Origin of the sequence: Luxibacter massiliensis, from assembly GCF_900604355.1 — a bacterium.
Lineage (GTDB): Bacteria > Bacillota > Clostridia > Lachnospirales > Lachnospiraceae > Luxibacter > Luxibacter massiliensis.
The window spans coordinates 3568966-3591537 of sequence record NZ_UWOE01000001.1 but is presented as its reverse complement, the minus strand read 5'-3'; the positions used below and the strand labels follow the sequence as shown (position 1 = coordinate 3591537).

Sequence of the window (22572 nt, the reverse complement as noted above, 5' to 3'; positions counted from 1 at the left end):
GTATGTACAGTAAGCGTTTTGAAAAAGAAGCCTTTAAGGCTATGGTCAAGGATAACGTAAAGACATTGTACAGGAAAACCATTGATGAGGCATCAAAGCAGCAGATTTTTCAGGCTGTTTCTTATTCGGTAAAGGATATTATTATTGACGACTGGCTGGCAACACAGGAGGAGTATAAGAAGAAGGACGCCAAAACAGTATATTATATGTCCATGGAATTTCTGATGGGCCGCGCGCTGGGGAACAACCTGATTAATATGATGGCTTACACAGAGGTCAAAGAGGCTCTTGAGGAGATGAATATTGACTTGAATGTGGTGGAGGACCAGGAGCCTGACGCAGCCCTTGGGAACGGAGGGCTTGGCCGCCTGGCGGCCTGTTTCCTGGATTCCCTGGCAACTTTGAACTATCCGGCTTATGGGTGCGGCATCAGGTACCGGTATGGCATGTTCAAACAGAAGATTGAAGATGGGTACCAGGTAGAGACTCCCGACAGTTGGTTAAAAGAAGGGAACCCCTTCGAAATCTGCAGGGAAGAATATTCTAAAGAAATACGTTTCGGCGGGAGTATCAGGTTTGAGAAGGATCCGGAGACTGGAAAGGATATTTTTATTCAGGAGAATTATGAGTCTGTACTGGCGGTTCCATACGACATGCCCATTGTGGGGTATGGAAACCATGTTGTAAATACACTCCGTATATGGGATGCAAGGGCAATTACTGATTTTTCCCTGGAGTCTTTTGACAGGGGAGATTACCATAAGGCAGTGGAACAGCAGAATTTGGCGAAGCTGATTGTGGATGTGCTTTATCCTAACGACAACCACTACGCAGGTAAGGAGCTGCGGCTGAAGCAGCAATATTTCTTTATTTCTGCCAGCCTGCAGGTAATGGTGGAGAAATATAAAAAAGACCATGATGATATAAAGAAGCTGCATGAGAAGGTTGCCATCCAGATGAATGATACACATCCCACGGTGGCAGTGCCTGAACTGATGCGTATCCTCATTGATGAGGAGGGACTCAGTTGGGAGGATGCATGGGAAGTGACCACAAAGACCTGTGCGTATACGAACCATACGATTATGGCCGAGGCCCTTGAGAAGTGGCCTATTGACCTCTTTTCCAAGCTCCTTCCCCGTATTTATCAGATTGTGCAGGAGATTGACCGCCGTTTTGTGGAGGAGGTAAGAAAGAAATATCCAGGCAATGAAGATAAAGTTGCCAAGATGTCCATTCTCCGCGATGGCCAGGTGCGCATGGCACATATGGCAATCATAGCAGGTTATTCTGTAAATGGCGTGGCAAAGCTGCACACAGAGATTTTGAAGAACCAGGAATTAAAAGATTTCTATGAGATGATGCCGGAGAAGTTTAACAATAAAACAAATGGCATTACCCAGAGGCGTTTTCTGCTCCATGGAAACCCGCTGCTTGCAGATTGGGTTACAGGCCGTATTGGCGACGGATGGATTACAGATTTGTCCCAGATAGGGAACCTGAAGCCATTGGTAAATGATGAACAGGCAAGGCGGGAATTTATGCAGATTAAATACCAGAATAAAGTGAGGCTTGCCAAATATATTAAAGAGCATAATGGAATAGATGTAGACCCTGCCTCTATTTTTGATGTACAGGTAAAACGTCTCCATGAATATAAAAGGCAGCTTCTGAATATTCTGCATGTTATGTATCTGTATAACCAGATTAAAGAACACCCTGAGATGTCGTTTTATCCAAGGACGTTTATTTTTGGGGCAAAGGCGGCCGCAGGATATTTAAGGGCAAAGGAGACAATTAAGCTGATTAATTCTGTAGGAGATGTGGTAAACAACGACAGGAGTATTAACGGAAAGCTGAAAGTTGTATTTATAGAGGACTACCGTGTATCCAATGCTGAAATTATATTTGCCGCTGCAGATGTCAGTGAACAGATATCCACTGCCTCAAAAGAGGCATCTGGGACAGGAAATATGAAATTTATGCTCAATGGGGCGCCAACCCTGGGAACAATGGATGGGGCCAATGTGGAGATCGTAGAAGAGGTCGGGGTGGATAATGCGTTTATTTTCGGCCTTTCCTCGGAGGAGGTAATCAACTATGAGAAAAACGGAGGTTATAATCCCATTGATATTTATTTCAATGACTGGGAGCTAAAGAGAGTCGTGGATCAGCTCATGGATGGGACTTATGCCAACGGAAACCATGACATGTACAGGAATTTGTATAATTCACTTTTAAATACACAGTGTACAGACAAGGCTGACACATATTTTATTCTAAAAGATTTCAGGTCCTATGCAGATGCCCAAAAAAGGGTAGAAGCAGCCTACCGTGACGAGCAGAAATGGTCTAAGATGGCCATGATGAATACTGCCTGCAGCGGAAAATTTGCATCTGACAGAACCATTGAAGAGTATGTAAGAGATTTGTGGAAGCTGGAAAAGGTGAATGTGCCGTCTGGCCAGCCGGAATAGGAGGAATTTATGGATTACTACGATTACAGTTATACTTATAACATGTCGGATGAGTCGATCGTGGCAGGGATTCTTGCCATCTATCTGATTATACTTGCCGTCCTGTTTATATTCTATGTAGTGAATTATGTGTTTAAAGGTATTGGGATGTATACGATCGCAAAGCGCCAGGGCAAGGATTATCCATGGCTTGCTTTCATCCCCTTTGCAAGGACATATCTGCATGGTGAGCTTGCAGGGAACATCCGGCTAAAGAATAAGATGATTAAGAACCCGGGCATTTGGTACCTGGCTCTTCCATTTATTTTTGGCGCAGTGAACTTTGTCTTTTATATTTTAATGTGGGTGATCGGGTTTGGCGCATTTGCAGACATTTACTCAGACCTTATGTATGGGTATTATTATAGCTCACCAAGTATCAGCGGCGGTATGATTACAGGATTGATCATCCTGCTGATTATCTGGGTTGTGCTGGCTATCATATATGAGGCGATATACGGCGTATTGGAAGTACTCATAAATCATCAGATTTATGAGAGATTTACTTCAAATAATATGTCCATCGTACATGCAATTCTTGGGACAGTGATACCGCTTTATGAATCATTCTGCCTTTTTGCAATGAGAAATAAAGAGTTTAATCCTGGAATGGGGCCAGATCTGGGAACTCCCTTTATGCAGTCCCCGCCTCCAGCCATTCCTCCCCAGGGAGGGCCTGTGCCGGTAGCACAGCAGCCTGGGCCAGACGGGCCGGGAATGTATACAGCTGCCCCAGGGCAGGGAGTGGATACAAAAATGTATGGGACAGAGGGGCAGCCTGGTGGGCCTGGGACATACTCGGCAGCGCCTAACGCTGTACAGCCTGGAGTCTATGTGACGCCGCCTGCACCTGGAAATAGCGGGGTATCACCGGAAGCTGGGCCATATGCGGCAGGGCAGCCTGATGAACCTGGAGTGGATACAGCGGGGCCTAACGCTGTACAGCCTGGGGTCTATGTGACGCCGCCTGCACCTGAGACAAGTGGGGTATCCAAAGAGACAGAGAACAGTGCGGCGAATTCTGAGGCGCCGGCTGAGGCACAGAGTACTGAGGAGAAATAATTTCTGTAATAATACGCAGAGAGTGCCCTGGGGCATACTTTACAAATTTCATAAATAATGCTAAAAGGGGCATTCCCCTTTTTAACCCTTCATATATTATAAAATATGGAGGGTTTTTTTATGGGACAACATTATATGCGCCAGAAATTGAAAGCAGTCTTTTCTTTTTTAATTATTTTGATTTTACTCCCTTACATAGCAGCCGTATTTATCAATGGCGGCGATATGAAAGCTGAGGGAAAGAATAACAGTGCATTTGTAAAGGTGAAAAAGAAGAAATCAGATGGGGAAGAGCAGATTGTAAAGGTTTCCTGGGAAGAATATTTTATAGGGATGCTTGCCAACGAGATCCCTGAGTCTTACGAGGAAGAGGCATTGAAAGCACAGGCAGTCCTGATCAGGACTACTTTGTACCAGACTTTGGACAACAGCGAGGATAAGATACTGGAGGATTCCTATTTGGAGGCAAAGGATTTAGAGAAGAAATGGGGTTCTAAAAATTATGATAAAAACTATAAAAAGTTAAAGAAAGCCATGGATGATACCAAAAACCAGGTATTATATTACAACGATGCATATGCGATGACGCCTTTTCATCAGTCCAGCAACGGAAAAACGAGAAGCGGGCAGGAGGTGTTTGGAACAGGGGATTACCCGTATTTGGTAGTCAGGGAGTGCCCCCAGGATAAAGAGGCGGATGATGAAATGCATGTATATACCATGGATTATAAAGAAGTACAGTCAAAATGCCAGGCATTTCTGGTGGCTGTAGATAAAGAAAAAGCAAAAGATACGTATGATTTTTCAGACTTTGAAATACAGGAATATGACTCTGCCGGATATGTTTCTAAAATGCGTATAGGTGATACAATATGTACAGGCGAGCAGTTCAGAGAGGCCTTATCCCTGGCGTCCAGCGCATTTTCCCTGCAGGATGCAGATGGAAGGCTGCGCATCACGACCATGGGTACAGGGCATGGCGTTGGAATGAGCCAGTGGACTGCAAACCAGATGGCTAAAGAAGGAAAAAGCTGGGAAGAAATCGTACAGAAATTTTTTGAAGGAACAAATATTACAGATGGCGGAGAAATATTTTCAAAAATAGAATAAGGCGTCATTTTTCTGGCAAAAATATAGCCAGAGGTGATGAATATGAATAAAAATGAAAGGCCGTTTTCACTAAAAGGAAAAGGCGCAGCAGTCGGGATCGTAATCTGCTTTGTAGCTGTGATTGTAATGGTGGGAGCTTTTACATTCAACAATTATAAGAAAAAAACAAGTGAGCAGCTGGCGAAAACCGAAGAACAAATTCAAGACATGACAAAAGAGAAGAGCGAGGCCACAACGACGAATGATATCGTTTTGCCGGAAGCAGAAGGTAATACATCAACAGAAAGTGAAACAGAAGAAGAGCAAGAAGCAAGCACACAAGAAAATGTGGTGGGAGAAGCAGCGCCATCAGGGTCAGAAGCAGCGGCTGAAGTATACTTTAATGAAGAAAGCATCCTTGCGTGGCCGGCCAGCGGTGCAGTACTGATTAATTACAGTATGGACAAAACAGTCTTTTTCTCAACACTGGAACAGTACAAATACAATCCTGCCCTTATAATCGGAGGAGAAGTAGGAGAAATGATTGGCGCATCTGCACCAGGAATTGTAACAAATATAGAACAGTCCGCTGAGACAGGCACAACTGTAACACTGGACATGGGCAACGGCTACAGCGCGGTATATGGCCAGCTCAAAGAAGTGCCCGTACAAATTGGAAGCTACGTGGCAGCAGGAGAAATTGTAGGATACCTGAGCGAACCAACTAAATATTATAGTGTAGAAGGGCCAAACCTGTACTTCGAAGTGTTAAAAGACGGAGAACCGGTTAATCCTATGGATTTTATGGAATCATGAAATTTAGGACGTAACAAAATTAATTTTGTTACGTCCTAAATTCACATTAGACCTGTACCTTTTTCATTTACCTTGCCATTTCATAGATTTTGACAATATCTTCTTTATTGAGTGTACGGAAAAAACCTACAGTTCCTCCGCCTCCGGCAACGCATTTCTCAGCCATTTCTTCAATTTGTGCATCTGTGGGGCAGATACCCAGCTCGTGCATGTTTGTTGGCATACCGATTTTTCGGCACCATTCTTCCCAGGCCAGGATGCCTTTTATGGCCGTGGCTTCCAGGTTGTAGAAATTTTCAGGGACATCAAAAACACGTACCGCGAATTGTGCGAACCTTGCAGGGTTTGTCTTGTATACGTACCTTGCCCAGCTTCCCCAGACAGCGCAGAGTCCGGCGCCGTGGGCCACATCAAACATCCCGCCCAGTTCGTGTTCAATCTTGTGTGAGGCAAAGTCGCCCACACGGCCTGTTCCGGTGAGGCCGTTGTGGGACAGACTGCCGGCCCACATGAGGGTTGCCCGGGCTTCATAATTTTCAGGTTCTGCCACTGCTGTCAAAGCCGCCTCCCTGACAGCTACTAAAAGTCCTTCTGCCATGCGGTCAATTAAGTCTACATCTGTGGTGTTTGTAAAATACCGTTCCATTGTATGCATCATAATGTCGGAGGCGCCGCTGGCTGTCTGGTAAACAGGGAGTGTATAGGTAAGCTCAGGGTTCATGATAGCGAACCGTGGACGTGCGCAGTCATGGTTATAGTTACGTTTCAGGAGTCCGTCCTCAATGGTAATTACCATTGAATTACTTGTCTCGGATCCAGTGGCTGCTATTGTAGAAATGCATCCTATAGGGGCAATTTTATTAGTTGTGACCTTGCCAAGCAGCAGATCCTCCAGCTCAAAATCATTTGCCAGCCCATATCCGATCCCTTTGGCGGAATCTATGGCGCTTCCGCCTCCGACAGGCAAAATAAAATCTATCTTTTCTTCTTTACATATCCGAATCCCCTCCTTTACAAGTCCCAGCCTAGGATTTGGCACAACTTTGCCTAGATCCACATATTCCAGTCCCGCATCAGACAATCCCTGGTGTACACGGTCTAAAATACCATTTTCTTGTAGAAAGGTACCTCCAAAATGGACGAGTACTTTATGTCCCCCCATGGCCTTAATTTCTTTCCCGGCTTCTGTTTCTGTTCCCTTTCCAAAAATTACCTTTGTCGGGTTGGAAAATTCAAAGTTAATCATTAGCAATCCTCCTCAATAGATATTTTCTTAAATTATAGGGCGGCTTTTACAAAAAGAATAATGGGAAAAAAACACTATGTATGGGCAAGTAAGTGTAAATGTTTCGGGGTTTCTGATAAGGTGCACAAGTAAGAATATAGAAAATTGTGAGATTTACACATAAAAATGGAAACCTAAGTAAGGTTGGTTTCGCAAGATTTTACCCTATAAACTGGAAGGGCATATAATTTCGGATTTAAAACACTGCGGGAAATTTGAGTAAATTGCATTAAGTTTATGTTCACAAGTGAAAATATATCATTTGTGGAAACTCAGGGCCAGTAGATATAATAGGCTCAAACAGCAAGGAAAGGTGGCCAAATGTTTTTACCAAGAGAGAAGAAAATATTAGGTGTGCTCTTTAAAAAAGAGAAAAAATTCACTACGGCACAGATTGCCGTGGAGCTGAAGGTAAATCCCAGGACAATAAAGGCGGACATTAAAAAGATAAACGATGAGCTGGAAAAGCATTCCTGCTCTATCAGGACAAAACGGGGCGTTGGACTCTGGCTCGACTACAATCCAGAAGGGGAAGCTTTTCTAAAGACTGTATTGTACGAGGATCAGGACTCCTATATATCAGCGGATATCAGAAAGTATTATATAGCCGCAAAACTTTTAAACAGTACGGATTTTATATCCGCTGAGGCACTGGCCAATGAGTTTTTTGTAAGTAAGGCAACTGTCCTGAATGATCTGAATGATTTAAAAGATTTCTGGGAAGAATTAGGAATTACTTTTGTAAAAAAAGTAAAATACGGCATCCGGGCCGAAGGCACCGAAAGGCGCATACGTCATGCTTTGTTTGTTGTTTTAGGAGAGGTGTTGGCCTATTTGGGCGGGGCAGGGGCAGATAACCTGCAGCCACTTTTTGAGGATGTGGATCTGGGGCAGTTAAAGGAAATGATCCTGTCCGCCGAAAAAAGATTTCAGTTTGTCCTGACAAGTATTTCCTTTGACGAGCTGTTAATACAGATCGCGGTTATCCTGCAGAGGACAGTGGTCAATAGATCTGTAACCTCAGGCTGCCAAGCCCACTTAGCGGACGGTGGGCAGAGTGACACGCAGTTTACCCCATATGCAGAGGAAAGTAATCTTACTGATGAGGGCAGGAGGCCATATAGAAGTCCTGACAGAGATAGGAAAGAATGGTTTATCTGCCAGTATTTCAAAGAGCAGATTGGGACATACATGAATATGAGGTTTCCGGAAACAGAAATCCCAGGCCTTATTACATGCCTGAAAGGACTGCGGTTCCAGGTTCCCATGGCAAGGGCAGGCGACAGGGAGACAGCGAGAAGCAGGAATCCCCGGTTGTTTGACTACATGATGCAAGTCCTGATGGAAATTGATAGTAAATATTCTTTGTCCCTGGCGAAAGACGAAGAGTTTATATGCGCAATGTTCACACATTTGGTCTGTATGTTTTATAGAATACAGAGCCGTATGTGCCTGGCAAACCCGATCCTGGAATCCGTAAAAAAAGAAATGTTTTATGAGTATGAGATGGCTTCTTATATGATTGACAAATTTAAATCGAAATACGGTATAGAGGCCACAGACGATGAGATCGGATATATTACATTCCACATCGGCGCGTCGATTGAAAGGATGGCGCAGCTCAAGAAGAAGCGGCTTACAGTGACTATTGTCTGCACCACGGGTTTGGGAACCTCACAATTTATATCTATAAAACTAAAAAGATTGTTTCCTGACCTTGTAATCCAGAAAATTATCTCTGACAAAGAAACGAGGGATTTGAAAAAGGAGGAACAGGATTTTGTCATTTCCACTGTGCCGTTAAGCCTGGAGGGGATTCATGTAGTCCAGGTATCTCTTGTACTAAACGAGGAAGATACAAAATGTATCCGGAAATATGTGGAGGAGAGGGGAGCCGATGTACAAGATAAAGAAAATGAGACCTATGACTGCCTGAAAAATTATCTTCATGATGAAATTACAATTTTGACGTGTGATTTAAAATCCAGGGAGGAGGCTATACAGCTTTTGGGGAACAGGATGGCGGGAGAGGGGTTTGTGGATGCAGGTTATGTGGAGTCAGTATTTAAGAGAGAAAAGCTGTCAGATACATCTATGGGAAGTCTGATTGCCATTCCCCATGCATTTGAGGGGCATATATTAAAACAGGGAATAGGGTTTATGACACTAAAAAAGCCAATTGTATGGGGAAAACATAAAGTCCAGATGGTATTTATGCTGGCCTTGAATACAGATACTGGGATTGAAGAGTTCCAGAAAATATTTAAGGCCATATTCAGGCTGACCAGAAATTTTAAAGATATTGACAAAATATTAAAAATGACAAGCTTGGAAAAGCTAAAAGACCAGTGTTTATAAAACAGAGTTAGGAGACAGAAATGGAAGGTGGTTACATGGATCTGGAAAGTATGATTGACGAGCGGCTGGTACATTTTGGCCTTGACGTCAAAAATAAGGATGATGCAATAACAAAAATTGCACATATGATGCTGGCCGCAGGTAAAGTTGCAGACGAAAATGCATATCTGGAAGGTTTATATGAACGGGAGAGAGAATTTGAGACTGGCATAGGGAATGGAATTGCCATACCCCACTGTAAGAATAAATGTGTGAAAGACGCGGCTTTTACACTGGTCAGGCTAAATCAGGCGGTTGAGTGGGGAGCCATGGATAACCTTCCCGTCAAATATGTAATTATGCTGGCAGCGCCTGACAGTAAAGACAATGTTCATTTGGATATGCTGGCCGGCCTGGCAAGAAAATTAATGGATACAGGTTTCCTAAATGGCCTGCTGGAAGCCGATACCATTGATGATATAAGAAAAGCTTTTCACTAAAGGAGGAAAAAAGAATGTTTATTGTTTGTGTGACAAGCTGCCCTGTAGGAATTGCCCATACATTTATGGCAGCAGAAGGATTGCAGAAAGCCATCGAGGCCCAGGGGCATGAAGCAAAAGTGGAGACCCAGGGGGCCCAGGGACAGCAGAACCAGATTACTGAGGAGGATATCAGACGGGCGGATGCCTGTATTATCGCCTGCGACGTAAAAATCAAGGATCCGGGAAGGTTTGAAGAATTACCTACACTGGAATGCAGTGTGTACGAGGCTGTCAATGAAGCTGAGAGTGTAGTAAAGGAGTTACTGGAGGCGATAGGATAATGGCAAAAATTGAACGTAAACAGACAAAGAAAATAAGCAAATGGGCCAGGGCAAAAGCTATATTCCTGACAGGCACTTCCCATATGATCCCAGTTATCGTAGTTGCAGGATTTTTGCAGGCCATTGCAAAAGCAATCGGCGGGTATGACATTGCTACAAATACAGAAATGGCAGGTACGTTTGCCTATAATCTGGCACAGCTCGGGTCTGGGGCCATGGTGCTGACAATCCCAGTGCTGGCTGCTGCTATTGCATGGGCCATAGGTGACAAACCAGCGATTGCCCCGGGCATTGCCATTGGTTATCTCTCCAGCCAGGTGATTAAAGCCGGCTTTGTAGGAGGGCTCTTTGGAGGGATTGCATGTGGACTTATGGTTCTGTATATGAAGAAATTAAAGGTTCCAAGCTGGATCAGCGGCCTGATGAATATTATGATCATTCCCCTGTGTACGACTTTTGTTGTGGGCATGGTGCTGTATTACATAGTAGGCGGACCTATTGCATTTGTCATGAGCCTGTTCACCGATTGGCTTGTATCATTGGAAGGGGGATCCAGGTTTATACTGGGTGCAGTGATGGGGAGCTGCTGGGGCATTGATTTTGGCGGCCCCATTACGCAGACAGCGGCAGCTTTTGCAAATGGACTAAATGCGGACGGCGTATACGGGCCTACGGCAGTAAAAATGGCTGCAGGTATGGCGCCCCCCATAGCCATGGCCATTGCCACCTTTATATCGCGGAGAAAATTTAAAAAAATAGATGTAGAAAATGCAAAGGTTGCAATTCCCCTTGGGTGCTGCTTTATTACGGAAGGGGCGCTGCCGTTTTTCCTAAATGACCCGGTCCGTGTCTGGATATCCACCATCCCTGGATGTGCCATAGGAGGAGGCCTGAGTATGCTATTTGGCATAGAGTCCCCTGCCCTGCACGGAGGCATCTTTGCAATACCGCTGATGAATAAGCCAGCCATGTTCCTGCTGGCTCTGGGAGCAAATATACTAGTGACAACTCTGGTGTATTCAGTTATAAGGAAACCCCTGCCGCCCAATGAGCAGGACTATAAACCAAAACAGGCCATAGAGGAGGTAAAATAAAATTATGTATCAGTCCATGAAGAGTATGCTGCAGGATGCAAATGAACGTGGATTTGCAGTAATGGCAGTTAATTGTGTAAATATGGAACAGGCAAGGGCCATTATAACCGCTGCTGCCGAGGAAGGCGCCCCTGTTATTATCAATGTCTCCCCCAGGCAGATGAAGGCCCATGCCACGCCGGAGATTCTGGCTTTAATGGTAAAGGCAATGGCCGGGGAGGTCAAGGTTCCCGTTGCCCTGAATCTAGACCACGGGCAGGAGTATGATGATATTGTAAGAGTAATCAAGGCTGGGTTTTCAAGTGTCATGATTGATGCCTCTGCCTATGAGTATGAGGAGAATGTAAAAAGAACTAAATTAATCGCCTCTATTGCACATGAAAATAATATTTCTGTGGAGGCTGAACTGGGGCATGTGGGATCTGCAGTGGAAGGGGATAACGGAAAATTGGATTTATATACAAATCCTGAACAGGCAAAGGATTTTGCCGATAGGACAAAAGCAGACTGCCTTGCAGTAGCCATAGGAACCGCCCACGGAAGTTACCCTAAAAATATGATTCCAAAGCTGGATTTCCAGCGCCTGAAAGAGCTGAAGGATATTTTAAAAATGCCTCTTGTGTTGCACGGAGGCTCTGGCGCGGGGGAGGAAAACATTAAAAAGGCAGTAGAGCTAGGAATCAATAAAATAAATGTATGCACAGACTTATTTAAATACGGACGGAGGGCAATGGTTGAGGCAGCGGCAAAAAACCCGGATATCGATTATATGGATTTCCAGATTGCAGGCCAGGAAGCTATGAAGGAATTTATAAAGCAATATATGAGAATGATTGGATCTAGCGGGCGGTACTATATGGCCGAAGGGCAAGGGAAACAGTTTGATTGATGAAAAACAGGCAGAAATTGATATATTACAGAAAGATGATATAATATATGTATACTTCTTGGAGGGAGCCGGCCTGTCCCAAGGACATGTATTAGGGCATACCCTTTGGGTTACTGATGTTCAATAAGTATCATAAATGAAGAGTAAAACGTGGAGTAAGGCATGAATTATACATATATTTTAAAATGTAGGGATGGGAGCCTGTATACTGGCTGGACCAATAATCTTGAGAAAAGAGTAAATGACCATAATGCAGGAAGAGGAGCTAAATATACGAAAGCGCGCCTGCCTGTTGAGCTCGCATATTACGAGTCATTCAATACAAAAGAAGAGGCCATGCAGAGAGAGTACAGAATTAAGCAAATGTCCCGCACAGAAAAGCTTGGCTTATTGGAAAACGGGTACACCACACAGGAAAGCTAAATTCGCTGGAAAATGAAAATAAATAAAGGCAGGGCACATCCTTAGTATACGGGGGATGTGCCCTGCCTTTTAAATAAACATAACCGTTTTGCCCTGCCGGATTATTCATACTGGCCGTGGACTCTGCAGGGTTAAATATGATTTCCTTATAGGAAGCAAGTCCTCAGGGGCGTATTGTATATCTGTGCCTCCGCGGCTGGACTGCTTTAGGTAAATAACACAGAATATTTTAATAATTCTCTGCTTTTCTTTCAAAATAAGCGCGGGGATGGGCGCATACAGGGCAGATCTCAGGAGCTTCGTCACCCTGGTAGATATATCCGCAGTTGCCGCATTTCCATCCGAGAGGAGCCTCATCTTTAAATGTCTGGCCTGCACGGAAATGTTCAAGAAGCCTCTGGTAACGCTTCTCGTGGGACGCCTCTACCTCAGCAACACCTCTGAATTTAGCTGCAAGTTCAGTAAATCCTTCCTCCTCAGCTTCCTTTGCCATGCGGGCATACATATCTGTCCACTCGAAGTTTTCACCTGCAGCAGCATCCTCAAGGTTCTCTGCCACATCACCGATACCATGGAATTCTTTAAACCACATCTTTGCATGTTCTTTTTCCTGGTCAGCCGTCTCCAGGAAGATATTGGACATCTGCACATACCCGGCCTTTCTTGCAGCTGACGCATAATAGGTATATTTATTACGCGCCTGGGATTCGCCTGCAAATGCTTCCATAAGGTTCTTTTCTGTTTTTGTTCCTGTATACTTAGACATAATTTTCTCCTTCATATTATATAGAATCAGAGTAAATTACCTGCAGAGGAGAATTCCAATGCAGGCAATTACTATGTTATGGTGCAGCCTTATTAAACATTAGTAGTTCAATAAGTGTATATTTTAAAATTTAAATGTACAAACTACACTGCAAATTAGCCGAAGTATCTCTTAAGAAGTCCCTCGAATGCTTTTCCGTGTCTTGCTTCGTCTCTTGCCATTTCATGTACTGTATCGTGGATTGCATCCAGGTTAGCAGCCTTAGCGCGCTTTGCAAGGTCGAATTTACCAGCAGTAGCGCCATTCTCTGCGTCTACTCTCATCTCCAGGTTCTTCTTTGTACTGTCTGTCACTACCTCGCCTAATAATTCAGCAAATTTAGAAGCGTGCTCTGCCTCTTCATAAGCAGCCTTCTCCCAGTACAGGCCAATCTCTGGATAACCTTCTCTGTGGGCAACTCTAGCCATAGCCAGGTACATACCAACTTCTGAGCATTCTCCCTCAAAGTTCGCCCTTAAATCAGCCAGGATGTCTTCGCTTACGCCCTTAGCCACGCCTACAACATGCTCTGCAGCCCACTCTCTGTCTCCTGTCTGCTCTTTAAATTTATCAGCAGGCGCCTTACAGACTGGACATACTTCTGGTGCAGCCTCTCCCTCGTAAACATAACCACAAACTGTACATACAAATTTTTTCATAGTTAAAATCTCCTTTTCTTAGAATAAATGATTATAAAATTAGTTAGTAACCTGGGAACTTTATAGTCCCTCAGTATTTATCTTAATACAGAAAGGAAAATCTTTCCATATTAAATACGTATTTTAAGACTTTTGGATACAGTCGCCGCATTTGCCATAGAAGATTGTGGTACTGGATTCTATAATACCATCAAAATTCTGAACAGAAGATTGGTTAAGCCGCTCAACCTGTTCCATATCCATATCTAAATCCAGTACTTTTCCGCAGCAAGTACACAAAAAATGATTGTGAGGCTGTGTGCGCCCGTCGAAGCGATCCCCTCCGTCAGGAGTAGAAATTTTAATTGCCTCGCCCATATCAGTAAGAAGGTTTAGATTTCTGTATACAGTGCCAAGACTGATGTTAGGAAAATCTTTTCTCATATGCAGGTAAACCATGTCAGCAGTCGGATGATCATGGGTGTTCATTAAATAGCCTTTAATCGCTTCACGCTGTCGGCTGTATTTCAAAGCTGCCAATGTAAGCCTCCCCTCTGTAAGGTGATAATTAATAATAGTAATTGTTACTGCAAATAAAATATAATACATATATTGGCCTTTGTCAACAGGATTCTGTAAATATTTAAAAAAAGTTGCAACAGAAATTTAAAAATTATTTTTCTCCAGATTCTGTTTGACTAAGATTACGTCTATAAAATAATTCTTAAATAACAAAATAGAAGGAATAGAGTTGATAAAATGTTACAAAATAATTAACAAATAAGTGTAATTAATTATTCTATAAGTTGAATTATTAATTTTAATGTCGAAGTGTGTAGACTGAAAATCCAGTAAAACAGTTGACATGGTGGTACATGATTGATATAATGGCAACGTAACAAATTTAACAATTGTGTAACATTTAGAACTTCCTACAAAAGATAAAGACACTTATTAAGGAGGTTTTATATGAAAACAATACGAATGAAGCAGAAATTGATTCTTTCTGCTTTAGCTGGAGCGATTATGATTCCGGGGAGTGCATTTACGGTAAGAGCAGCAGACACCAGTACAGGAAGGCTGCCGTCTTTACCGGTTGCAGGAATCGAATCGGCAGTACAAGAGTGTTACCAGGCAGATGTGAGGGACAATATGAATCTGTATCTGGTACAGAACAGCGAGGGTGAGTATTTAAATATGGCATTTTCTAATGTAAGCGACTATACTTACATTAGAAGTGCCCCGGATGAAACAAGCGACTGGAACGGAAAGCTTTACCAGAATTCAGCGGCAGAAGTGCTTGAATATAATGGTAATTGGACCCGCATAAGGTCAGGCACAGTGGAAGGATATGTACCTGCAGAAACCCTGCTTACAGGGAGTTCAGCCGAGGAACATGCTGCAGAGTACGAACAGAACCAGGCCGTTGTGACTGCGGATGTGCTGAATGTCAGAGACGGGCAGGGAACCTGGGCTAACATTTTGACACAGATTATGGCAGGGCAGCAATATGAAGTGACAGGTGAAGCTGTGGATGGATGGTACCCGGTGAATGTAAATGGAGTATCAGGCTGGGTATGCGGCGATTACGTAAGTGTACAGAAACAATTTGCATATGCTGAGTCAAAGGACGAGGAGGCGGCCAGGCTGGCACAGGAAGAAGCGGCAAGGCAGGCCGAGGAGGCCAGAAAAGCACAGGAGGCACAAGCCCAGGCTGAAGCAGAGGCGGCAAGCCAGGTTCAGGAAACTTCTGCACTTACGGCTCAGTCCTCAGGGGGACAGGCAGTTATCGATTTTGCCTGCCAGTTTATTGGAAATCCCTATGTATGGGGAGGAACAAGCCTGACAGAAGGGGCCGATTGTTCTGGATTCGTACAGTCCGTGTATGCGCAGTTTGGCATCAGCCTTCCAAGGACTACCTGGGATATGGAAGGAGTGGGAGTACCCGTCAGCTATGAACAGGCGCTGCCTGGTGATATAGTCCTGTATGATGGCCATGTAGGACTCTATATGGGGGACGGCAATATTGTCAATGCAATGAACGAATCAGATGGAATCGGTATTTGCAGTGCAACCTATGCACCTATCATAACAATCAGAAGAGTATTATAATTCATAATATATATAAATAAGGAAGCTGCACTAACCTATACTTATTGAACTGCTGATGTTGAATAAGGCATACTTATAGGAAGGTGCAGTTTTTATATGTAGGTTATAACATCTGAATAAAGTGGCGGTTCAGTGTATGGATACCCCACAATACATATTTTATACCTGCCACCGGGCCAAGGGGATATGCTTACATATCCATTTGGCGGCTGCCGCCAGGGTCTAACAACCGGATGCTTACATCGCTGCTGGTTTAATGCCCTGTATGCCTGCATCGGTGGTTTTGATTTGGCATTTAGTAGTATGGAAGTAGGATGTCGGAAAAGTGCGGACATCTCTATCTGAAAAAGATGAATTTTATCATAAATGTGAAAAGGATGGCATATACAAAATGCACAAAAATGTAATTATGTGTCGAAAGGAGGAAAAAAGAAGTTTTCAACTTATCCACACTCAAAACACGAAAAACCGTGGAAAAATATAGTTTTATTCAAAGTTATCCACATTATCCACATAAAAACATGTGTTTTTGGTGGATTACTTTTCAAGAAAAAAAGAACGGACGTTTTGTTAAGTTATGATGAATTTATTTTTTTGTCGAAAAAAAGCAGTGAAAATATTGACTTTTAAGAAGTCAAAAAGTGAAAATAATTGTGCAAACAATTCAGAGAATTTAGTTGGAAGATAGTGGAAATCTTCTGCCCTTTGTCCGTTATGATAAAATACGGCCAAGCTGCTGTATCCACGTGGGGGCGTGCCCTAAATAGGCAGATTTTATACCAATGATAGGATAGAATTTGATTGAAAAATTGTATTTTATATGGTTGATTATTTAAAAAATAGGGATTATAATAAAGAACACTGAATAAGAAAAATAGGAGGAAATTGAAATGACACAAGTTTCTAAAGATACAACAATCGGCGAAATCTTACAAATTTATCCAGATGCTGCGCCAATTTTGATGGAAGTTGGCATGCACTGCCTGGGATGCCCTTCTGCTCAGATGGAGACTCTCGCAGAGGCAGCTATGGTACATGGGATGGATGCTGATTTATTGGCTGAGAAAATAAATGCTTCTATGAAAGCAGCCGCTGAATAATTTCAGGAAACCCGTTAGCCAGGTTCTTTTGCGTCTGGCTGGCAGGAAGATAAGCATACCCGCAGTATGGGGCGGAAGGTATTTACCTTGCCGGCCTATGCTGCGGGTTTTTGTTTTACAGTTGGGAAATTTTTCAACATATATTTCTGGCAGAAAAAATAGCATGTAAACTTGTGGTTTGAGGAGTAAAGAATCTTTCATAATATGCCGATATATAAATTATACGGCTGAAGCTTCCCTTATGGTAAAGAAGCCATGTAAAGGGCGGGAGGGATGAAATGGATATCACTTTAAATGAAATTCAGCGAGTCGAAATCCATGGCCGAAATCGTTTTATTTTGTGTAATTTTATGATATACTTAGCATAAAAAGAAAATTCCACAGGTAAAATTCTAAAGAGCGAAAATAAAAATACGAGATGGGGAAGGATTAAAATGAAACAGAAAAAAATACGCAAATTAATAGCAGTGGCGTCGGCGGCCCTTGCAGCTACGGTTCTTATGCCGTTGGGAGTATCGGCAGAGGATTTGGGGTACCGGACAATAGACCAGGGTTCACTGATTCTGACAGATAAAGATTGTAAAGATGGGTGTAATGGACACACTGTATCCGGGACAACATCAACAAATAGGATATCAGTGGAGAGCGGTACCCACAAGATTACCTTAGACGGTGTGGATATTGACACGAGCAAGACCACAGGTGTGGAAGGATGTGCGTTTTCTATTAGTCCCGGCGCTACGGTAAATTTAACTATAAAAGGGGAAAATACGCTGACAAGTTCCAAAAACAATGCCGGTATATATGTCCCTGATGGCGCCAAGCTGACCATTGATAGCGCAAAAGATGGCAAACTGGAGGTTCAGGGGGGCGAGAATGCCGCAGGTATTGGCGGCCAGGGAACTTCTGTATCCGCCACAGCAGGGAATATTATAATTAACGGGGGAGAGATCACTGCTAAAGGCGGAAAGAACGGTACAGGTATAGGCGGAAGCAATAACGGCGGCGGTGGTAATATAACCATAGAGGGCGGAACCATCAAAGCTACGGGGGATAGTAATGCAGGCATAGGCGGTACTGGCAAGGATGGCTCTGGTGTTGGGACTGTCAATATTAATGGCGGAAGCATTACGGCGGAAGGGACAGTGACCAATAATGAGGGCAGCAGCCAAAATATAGGTATAAATTGTAACACCCTTTCCTCAGAAACAGGGAAAGGCGGAATGATTATTGGAACCTTAAATGCTGTTAAAAAGGATAGTTTTAATAGCATACAGACTAATAGTACGAAACCCACAGATGGATATACAGTATATGGAAATTTAGTTCTGAATGACGGTATCAAATTAGATAGCCAGAAGCAAAATATTTTAATTCAATCGGGAAATTCGCTTTCAGTTCCAAAGGATTGGAACTATAACGGGACAATTCAGGGCAATGGGACCTTGATTGACCCGGACAGGATTACAGGAAACCCTACGATTGGTGAGGATCTAAAATTAAAGGTAAACTTATCCAAGCAAGATATTGAGTTAGGGCAGCAGATATATTACACAGGCAGTAATTTAACCGACACTGTAATTACTATAAAACCCACCAGAGAGGTGGGAGGCAAGACATATGATGTAGAGGCGTCTGGGTGGAAATCAGAAATCAAGAAAGATAATACGAAAGTAGATGAAATTAAAGATGCCGGAAGCTATACGGTTACATACTCCAAAACGGGTTATGATTCATTTACCACAGATACGATTACCGTAGTCCCAAGGCCATTGAACGAAGTAACGAATATTGTTTTTCCAGCAGTGACTTATAATGGTGAGTCACATAATGACAATAAGCCCACATCGATTACATATAACGGTAAGGAGTTAGTAGAGGGCACAGATTATACAATCCAGAATTACAGTGACCCGGTTAATGCAGGAACATGCCAAGTGACCTTAGCAGGGATTGGAAATTTCTCAGGTACCACAACCGCATCTTTTATGATAAACAAAGCCTCTCTTACGGGGGCGGAAGTAGAAATAAGCCTGGATAGTGATGTATACGATGGACAAAAGAAAACACCTACAGTGACAGTTACGCTGGATGGAAGGACTTTACAGGAGAATACGGATTATACAATTGCTTATTCAGATAATGAGTTTATCAAAGCGGGCACTATAACGGCGACCATTCAAGGAGCCAATAACTATGTAGACACTGTCAAAAAGGAATTTGAGATTAAGAAGATTGCCCTGGAGATTACAAGTATAGTTGCTGCTAACAGAGCGTATGATGGAACAGATCAGGTGGCCATAGAGGAGATAACCTTTGATGAAAGTCCTGTGATAAGTTCTGATGTTGTTCAGGTAAATTTAGAAGGACTAAAAGGAACCATCGCGGATAAAGATGTAGGTGACTATGATGAAGTCACGCTTACAGAGGTGCCGTTGACTGGGCAGGGGTCAGAAAATTATAGAATGAAAGTATCTGAGGACCCTATAAAGCTGGACACTCCTGTTAAAATCAGTAAAGGCGCCCCGCCGGAGGCTCCGGTAGTAACTGGAAGCTATACAGAAAGCGCTAAAGATGACAGTAAATTTGTCTATACAATCACACTGAGCAATGCATCAGACGCCAAGTATGAGTACCGTATGGACGGGGATGAGTGGCAGGACAGCAGCAAATTTGACAAGATTAAGCCGGACAGTACCCATACTTTTGAGGCCCGTACAAAGGAAACCGGGAATTTTGAGGCAGGGAAGATCGGCAAGCTTGAAAATGTAGTATTTAGTAAGCTGCCCCAGGATGCGCCAGAGGCTTTTACACTGGAATTTACTGAGGAGGATGACGGGACATTTACAGCAGTCATTCCTAAGGTGAAAGATGCTGTGTACAGCTTTGATGGAAAGGACTTTTCCGAAAGTAATAAATTAACAGAGTGTAAACCTAATACAAGTTATACAGGATATACTAAGTTCCTGGAGACAGATACCCGAAAGGAGAGTGCGGTAACTTCTGATACTCAGACTACGCCGAAGCTGGTTGTAGAGACGCCTGTTATTTCCCCCGAGGGAAGTAAATTCCTCTCCACACAGACGGTCACTATTACCTGTGAGACAGAAGGGGCAGATATTTATTATACAACGGACGGCCAGGATCCAAGTACATCCAGCACGAAGTATACAGAGCCTATTACGATCGATTCATCGGTAACAGTCCGGGCCATTGGAGCTAAGGAAGGGATGGACAACAGCTCTGTTGCATCGGCAAATTTTGTGAAGGCAGGAGGGGATTCTATACAGTCCAAACTGGTCATCACAGACGGCATACCAGAAGTGCCGGCAGGGCTTGAGAATACAGAATCAAATTCTATAGAGGCTATTACTTCAAAAATGACCCGTATCCTTACTTCTATAGATGGATATACATATTTGAATATGGCGTTCTATGATATCAAAATACAGATTAGCGCCGATGGGGTCAATTGGGAGGATGCTACTGTAGATAATTTCCCGAAAGAAGGGGTTGCAATTACAATGCCCTACCCAGAAGGCACTGGGAAGAGCACACATGATTTTGTAGTATGCCATATGTTTACGGTAACTTCCGAGAGACTTGGCATTACTGCCGGGGACACAGAGGAACCCGCTGTCACTAAGACAGACGAAGGACTAAAGTTTACCGTGAAAGGTACTTCACCAGTTGCCATTGCATGGAAGGATGCGGCCCAGAGCGGCGGAGACAATAATAGCGGTGATAACGGCAACAATAATGGAGACAATAATAACAATAACGGTAATAATGCCGGCGGGAATAATAATACCGGCGGCGCTGGGAACAGCGGCACAACAGGTAATGATGGAAACAATGGAATAAATGCAGCCAGCGATGGAACAGGCGGAACCGGGACTTCTTCTGGGAGCGGGACGAATAATAATGGAAGCGGCAGCGGGAACAACAGCGATGGAAGTACAACAGTAGGTGCAAGCAACCAGCAAGCATCTGGGGACGGAACAACTAATACAGGAAGCGGCGTTCTTTCATCTCTTCTCCCAAAAACAGGAGACACAACATCTATCTTGATTTGGGTTGCCCTTGGAGTGGTAAGTGTGGCAGCCGTGATTGCCGTCATTATTAAAAAGAGACGCTAGGGTTCTTATCTCAGCCAAGAAATATAAATAGAATTTTTGCTTAGGGGTAAGCAATGGGGCATTGTACTGATAGTAGTGATAAACGCCCGGGAGGCAGGCAGCCATGCCTGCCCCATGACCCCGGAATTAAAAAACAGACTCTGTAAGAGGGGGCAGTATTGGTTACTGCTGATCTTACAGAGTCTGTCTTTATGTCTATACCTGATTGAACATTAGCAGTTCAATCAGTATACCTTGTTGGACGAAGTCCACCCGCCCCTTTAAGGTTTGGGTATACCTTATTGAACATTAGCAGTTCAATAAGTATATATTAGGGTACAAACCATGCAGGCGGGTGAAAACCCGCCTGGCGTTTATATTGCAGCTAAATTCTGAACTGCATCTGCAGATATCATAATATCACAGTGCTCTTCAAGGAATGCAAGGACAGAGCCGGAGGCCTTCTCCAGAGAGCCATATTCAGAAAGCATATTACATATTTTGTTGAACTCAATAGTAGAATGGTCTGACTGTGTGAGCGCAAGTATAAATAAGGAATTCTCCAGATCATGGTAAAGTGTATTGGAGCCGTGGTATACCGGCCCTAAAAGCTGAGCCGCCTGGATCACCCGGTCAATACTGTCAAAAGAAAATAGCCTCACATTAAATGAAGCGGGAGTATCCTGGACAGCAGCCGCTTCATCAGTCTCAGCAGCCGCTTCCTTTACTTTGTTGAGCAGATTTAAAAATTCTTCCGCGCCTTCTAGCTTCTCCAGGGACTCTGAAGCAGAGGCCTCTGCTTCCCCCAGAGGAGTGAACTTGGAAAACCTGGTATCTAATTCTTCTGGATCTTCCACCTTGGTAATAATCAGTACAATGGAATCCGCGGAGGCAGGAATTGCTTCTATCATCAAAGGAATATCCTCTGCCTCAAACCCAAAATCAAATGATGCCTGCTGCATCATATCCCTGAACAGTGATTTTGCTTTTTCAGTGCCGTAGGCCAGCTCGCTCAGCTTTAAATGCCTTGCCGCAAGATCTGCATGAGTTAAAGTGCAGCGAATCTGATTGTCATTTAATTTTTCAATCTTCATATAATCACATCCTTACGAATTGTAATATCTAAAAAAATATATCTTCTCACTATTAGTATAAACAAAAACAAAAAATATGTAAAGAAAAACAATAGGAGTTTATAATACATTTATATTCTGGCCTGCAAATTATTATTTCAGGCGGCCTCAGGCGCTAATATAGACAAGGCCGCCACTGGTTTTCAACAAATGTGGAAGGCTTATGAACAAAATACACATTGAAATGGATATATAAGCTGCTTATAATAGCACTTACAGAAGATAGTATTTCAGGGTAAATATTTGTTTATACGAAAGGAGGACTAATCAATTAAATAATTTTCTTGTAATAGTTTTCAAAACTTCTATCTAAATGATATTCAGGGAAAATT

At 43.3% G+C, this 22572-nt stretch carries 18 protein-coding genes; 13 read left to right on the top strand and 5 right to left on the bottom strand.

Going from position 1 to position 22572, the window contains the following annotated elements; translation table 11 throughout:
* Positions 1–2 precede the first annotated feature (2 nt).
* From EFA47_RS16765 to EFA47_RS16750, 4 genes are all read left to right on the top strand, one after another.
* Positions 3–2477 carry a glycogen/starch/alpha-glucan phosphorylase gene (locus tag EFA47_RS16765; RefSeq protein WP_122644286.1) on the top strand — a complete coding sequence of 825 codons (2475 nt, stop codon included), beginning with the start codon at positions 3–5 and terminating at the stop codon, positions 2475–2477.
* 9 nt (positions 2478–2486) lie between these two features.
* Positions 2487–3578: an RNA-binding protein gene (locus EFA47_RS16760; RefSeq protein WP_122644285.1), complete on the top strand. Its 1092-nt coding sequence runs from the start codon at positions 2487–2489 to the stop codon at positions 3576–3578.
* A 120-nt stretch (positions 3579–3698) separates the two neighbouring features.
* Complete coding sequence (locus tag EFA47_RS16755) at positions 3699–4688, top strand: SpoIID/LytB domain-containing protein (protein ID WP_122644284.1); 990 nt, start codon at positions 3699–3701, stop codon at positions 4686–4688.
* Between the two features lie 42 nt (positions 4689–4730).
* Positions 4731–5483, top strand: a complete 753-nt coding sequence (locus EFA47_RS16750) for a M23 family metallopeptidase (protein ID WP_122644283.1) — start codon at positions 4731–4733, stop codon at positions 5481–5483.
* Positions 5484–5550: 67 nt separating this feature from the next.
* Here the strand turns inward: EFA47_RS16750 and EFA47_RS16745 are convergent, their stop codons facing one another.
* Positions 5551–6729, bottom strand: a complete 1179-nt coding sequence (locus tag EFA47_RS16745) for an iron-containing alcohol dehydrogenase (protein WP_122644282.1) — start codon at positions 6727–6729, stop codon at positions 5551–5553.
* Positions 6730–7089: 360 nt separating this feature from the next.
* Between EFA47_RS16745 and EFA47_RS16740 the strand changes: the two genes are divergently transcribed.
* The 6 genes from EFA47_RS16740 to EFA47_RS16715 all read left to right on the top strand — a co-directional run bounded on the left by EFA47_RS16740 (position 7090) and on the right by EFA47_RS16715 (position 12334).
* Positions 7090–9126, top strand: a complete 2037-nt coding sequence (locus EFA47_RS16740) for a BglG family transcription antiterminator (RefSeq protein WP_122644281.1) — start codon at positions 7090–7092, stop codon at positions 9124–9126.
* A 20-nt stretch (positions 9127–9146) separates the two neighbouring features.
* The gene (locus tag EFA47_RS16735) at positions 9147–9605 is read left to right on the top strand and encodes a PTS sugar transporter subunit IIA (RefSeq protein WP_235853288.1); all 459 of its coding nucleotides are present in this window, start codon (positions 9147–9149) and stop codon (positions 9603–9605) included.
* A 14-nt stretch (positions 9606–9619) separates the two neighbouring features.
* Positions 9620–9928 (top strand): PTS fructose transporter subunit IIB, encoded by a 309-nt coding sequence (locus EFA47_RS16730; protein WP_122644280.1) that lies wholly within the window; start codon positions 9620–9622, stop codon positions 9926–9928.
* Positions 9928–11022 (top strand): PTS fructose transporter subunit IIC, encoded by a 1095-nt coding sequence (locus EFA47_RS16725; protein ID WP_122644279.1) that lies wholly within the window; start codon positions 9928–9930, stop codon positions 11020–11022. Before EFA47_RS16730 ends, EFA47_RS16725 begins: the two co-directional genes overlap by 1 nt.
* A gap of 4 nt (positions 11023–11026) precedes the next feature.
* On the top strand, positions 11027–11911 hold the full coding sequence (locus tag EFA47_RS16720) for a class II fructose-bisphosphate aldolase (protein ID WP_122644278.1): 885 nt from the start codon (positions 11027–11029) through the stop codon (positions 11909–11911).
* 162 nt (positions 11912–12073) lie between these two features.
* Entirely contained in the window at positions 12074–12334 is a 261-nt protein-coding gene (locus EFA47_RS16715) for a GIY-YIG nuclease family protein (RefSeq protein ID WP_122644277.1), read from the top strand.
* A 229-nt stretch (positions 12335–12563) separates the two neighbouring features.
* Here EFA47_RS16715 and EFA47_RS16710 read toward each other — a convergent pair whose 3' ends face one another.
* From EFA47_RS16710 to EFA47_RS16700, 3 genes are all read right to left on the bottom strand, one after another.
* On the bottom strand, positions 12564–13100 hold the full coding sequence (locus tag EFA47_RS16710) for a rubrerythrin family protein (RefSeq protein WP_122644276.1): 537 nt from the start codon (positions 13098–13100) through the stop codon (positions 12564–12566).
* Positions 13101–13255: 155 nt separating this feature from the next.
* Positions 13256–13798 (bottom strand): NADH peroxidase, encoded by a 543-nt coding sequence (locus EFA47_RS16705; RefSeq protein ID WP_122644275.1) that lies wholly within the window; start codon positions 13796–13798, stop codon positions 13256–13258.
* Between the two features lie 123 nt (positions 13799–13921).
* Positions 13922–14317 (bottom strand): Fur family transcriptional regulator, encoded by a 396-nt coding sequence (locus EFA47_RS16700; protein ID WP_122644597.1) that lies wholly within the window; start codon positions 14315–14317, stop codon positions 13922–13924.
* A gap of 429 nt (positions 14318–14746) precedes the next feature.
* On the opposite strand from EFA47_RS16700, the gene EFA47_RS16695 reads away from it, so the two are divergent.
* The 3 genes from EFA47_RS16695 to EFA47_RS16685 all read left to right on the top strand — a co-directional run bounded on the left by EFA47_RS16695 (position 14747) and on the right by EFA47_RS16685 (position 21128).
* Complete coding sequence (locus tag EFA47_RS16695; RefSeq protein WP_122644274.1) at positions 14747–15889, top strand: C40 family peptidase; 1143 nt, start codon at positions 14747–14749, stop codon at positions 15887–15889.
* Between the two features lie 890 nt (positions 15890–16779).
* A complete protein-coding gene (locus EFA47_RS16690) occupies positions 16780–16989 on the top strand; it encodes a DUF1858 domain-containing protein (protein ID WP_122644273.1) in 210 nt (69 codons plus the stop codon).
* 434 nt (positions 16990–17423) lie between these two features.
* Positions 17424–21128: a chitobiase/beta-hexosaminidase C-terminal domain-containing protein gene (locus tag EFA47_RS16685; RefSeq protein ID WP_122644272.1), complete on the top strand. Its 3705-nt coding sequence runs from the start codon at positions 17424–17426 to the stop codon at positions 21126–21128.
* Between the two features lie 353 nt (positions 21129–21481).
* On the opposite strand, the gene EFA47_RS16680 is transcribed toward EFA47_RS16685, so the two are convergent.
* Entirely contained in the window at positions 21482–22201 is a 720-nt protein-coding gene (locus tag EFA47_RS16680) for an adaptor protein MecA (protein ID WP_122644271.1), read from the bottom strand.
* Positions 22202–22572 lie beyond the last annotated feature (371 nt).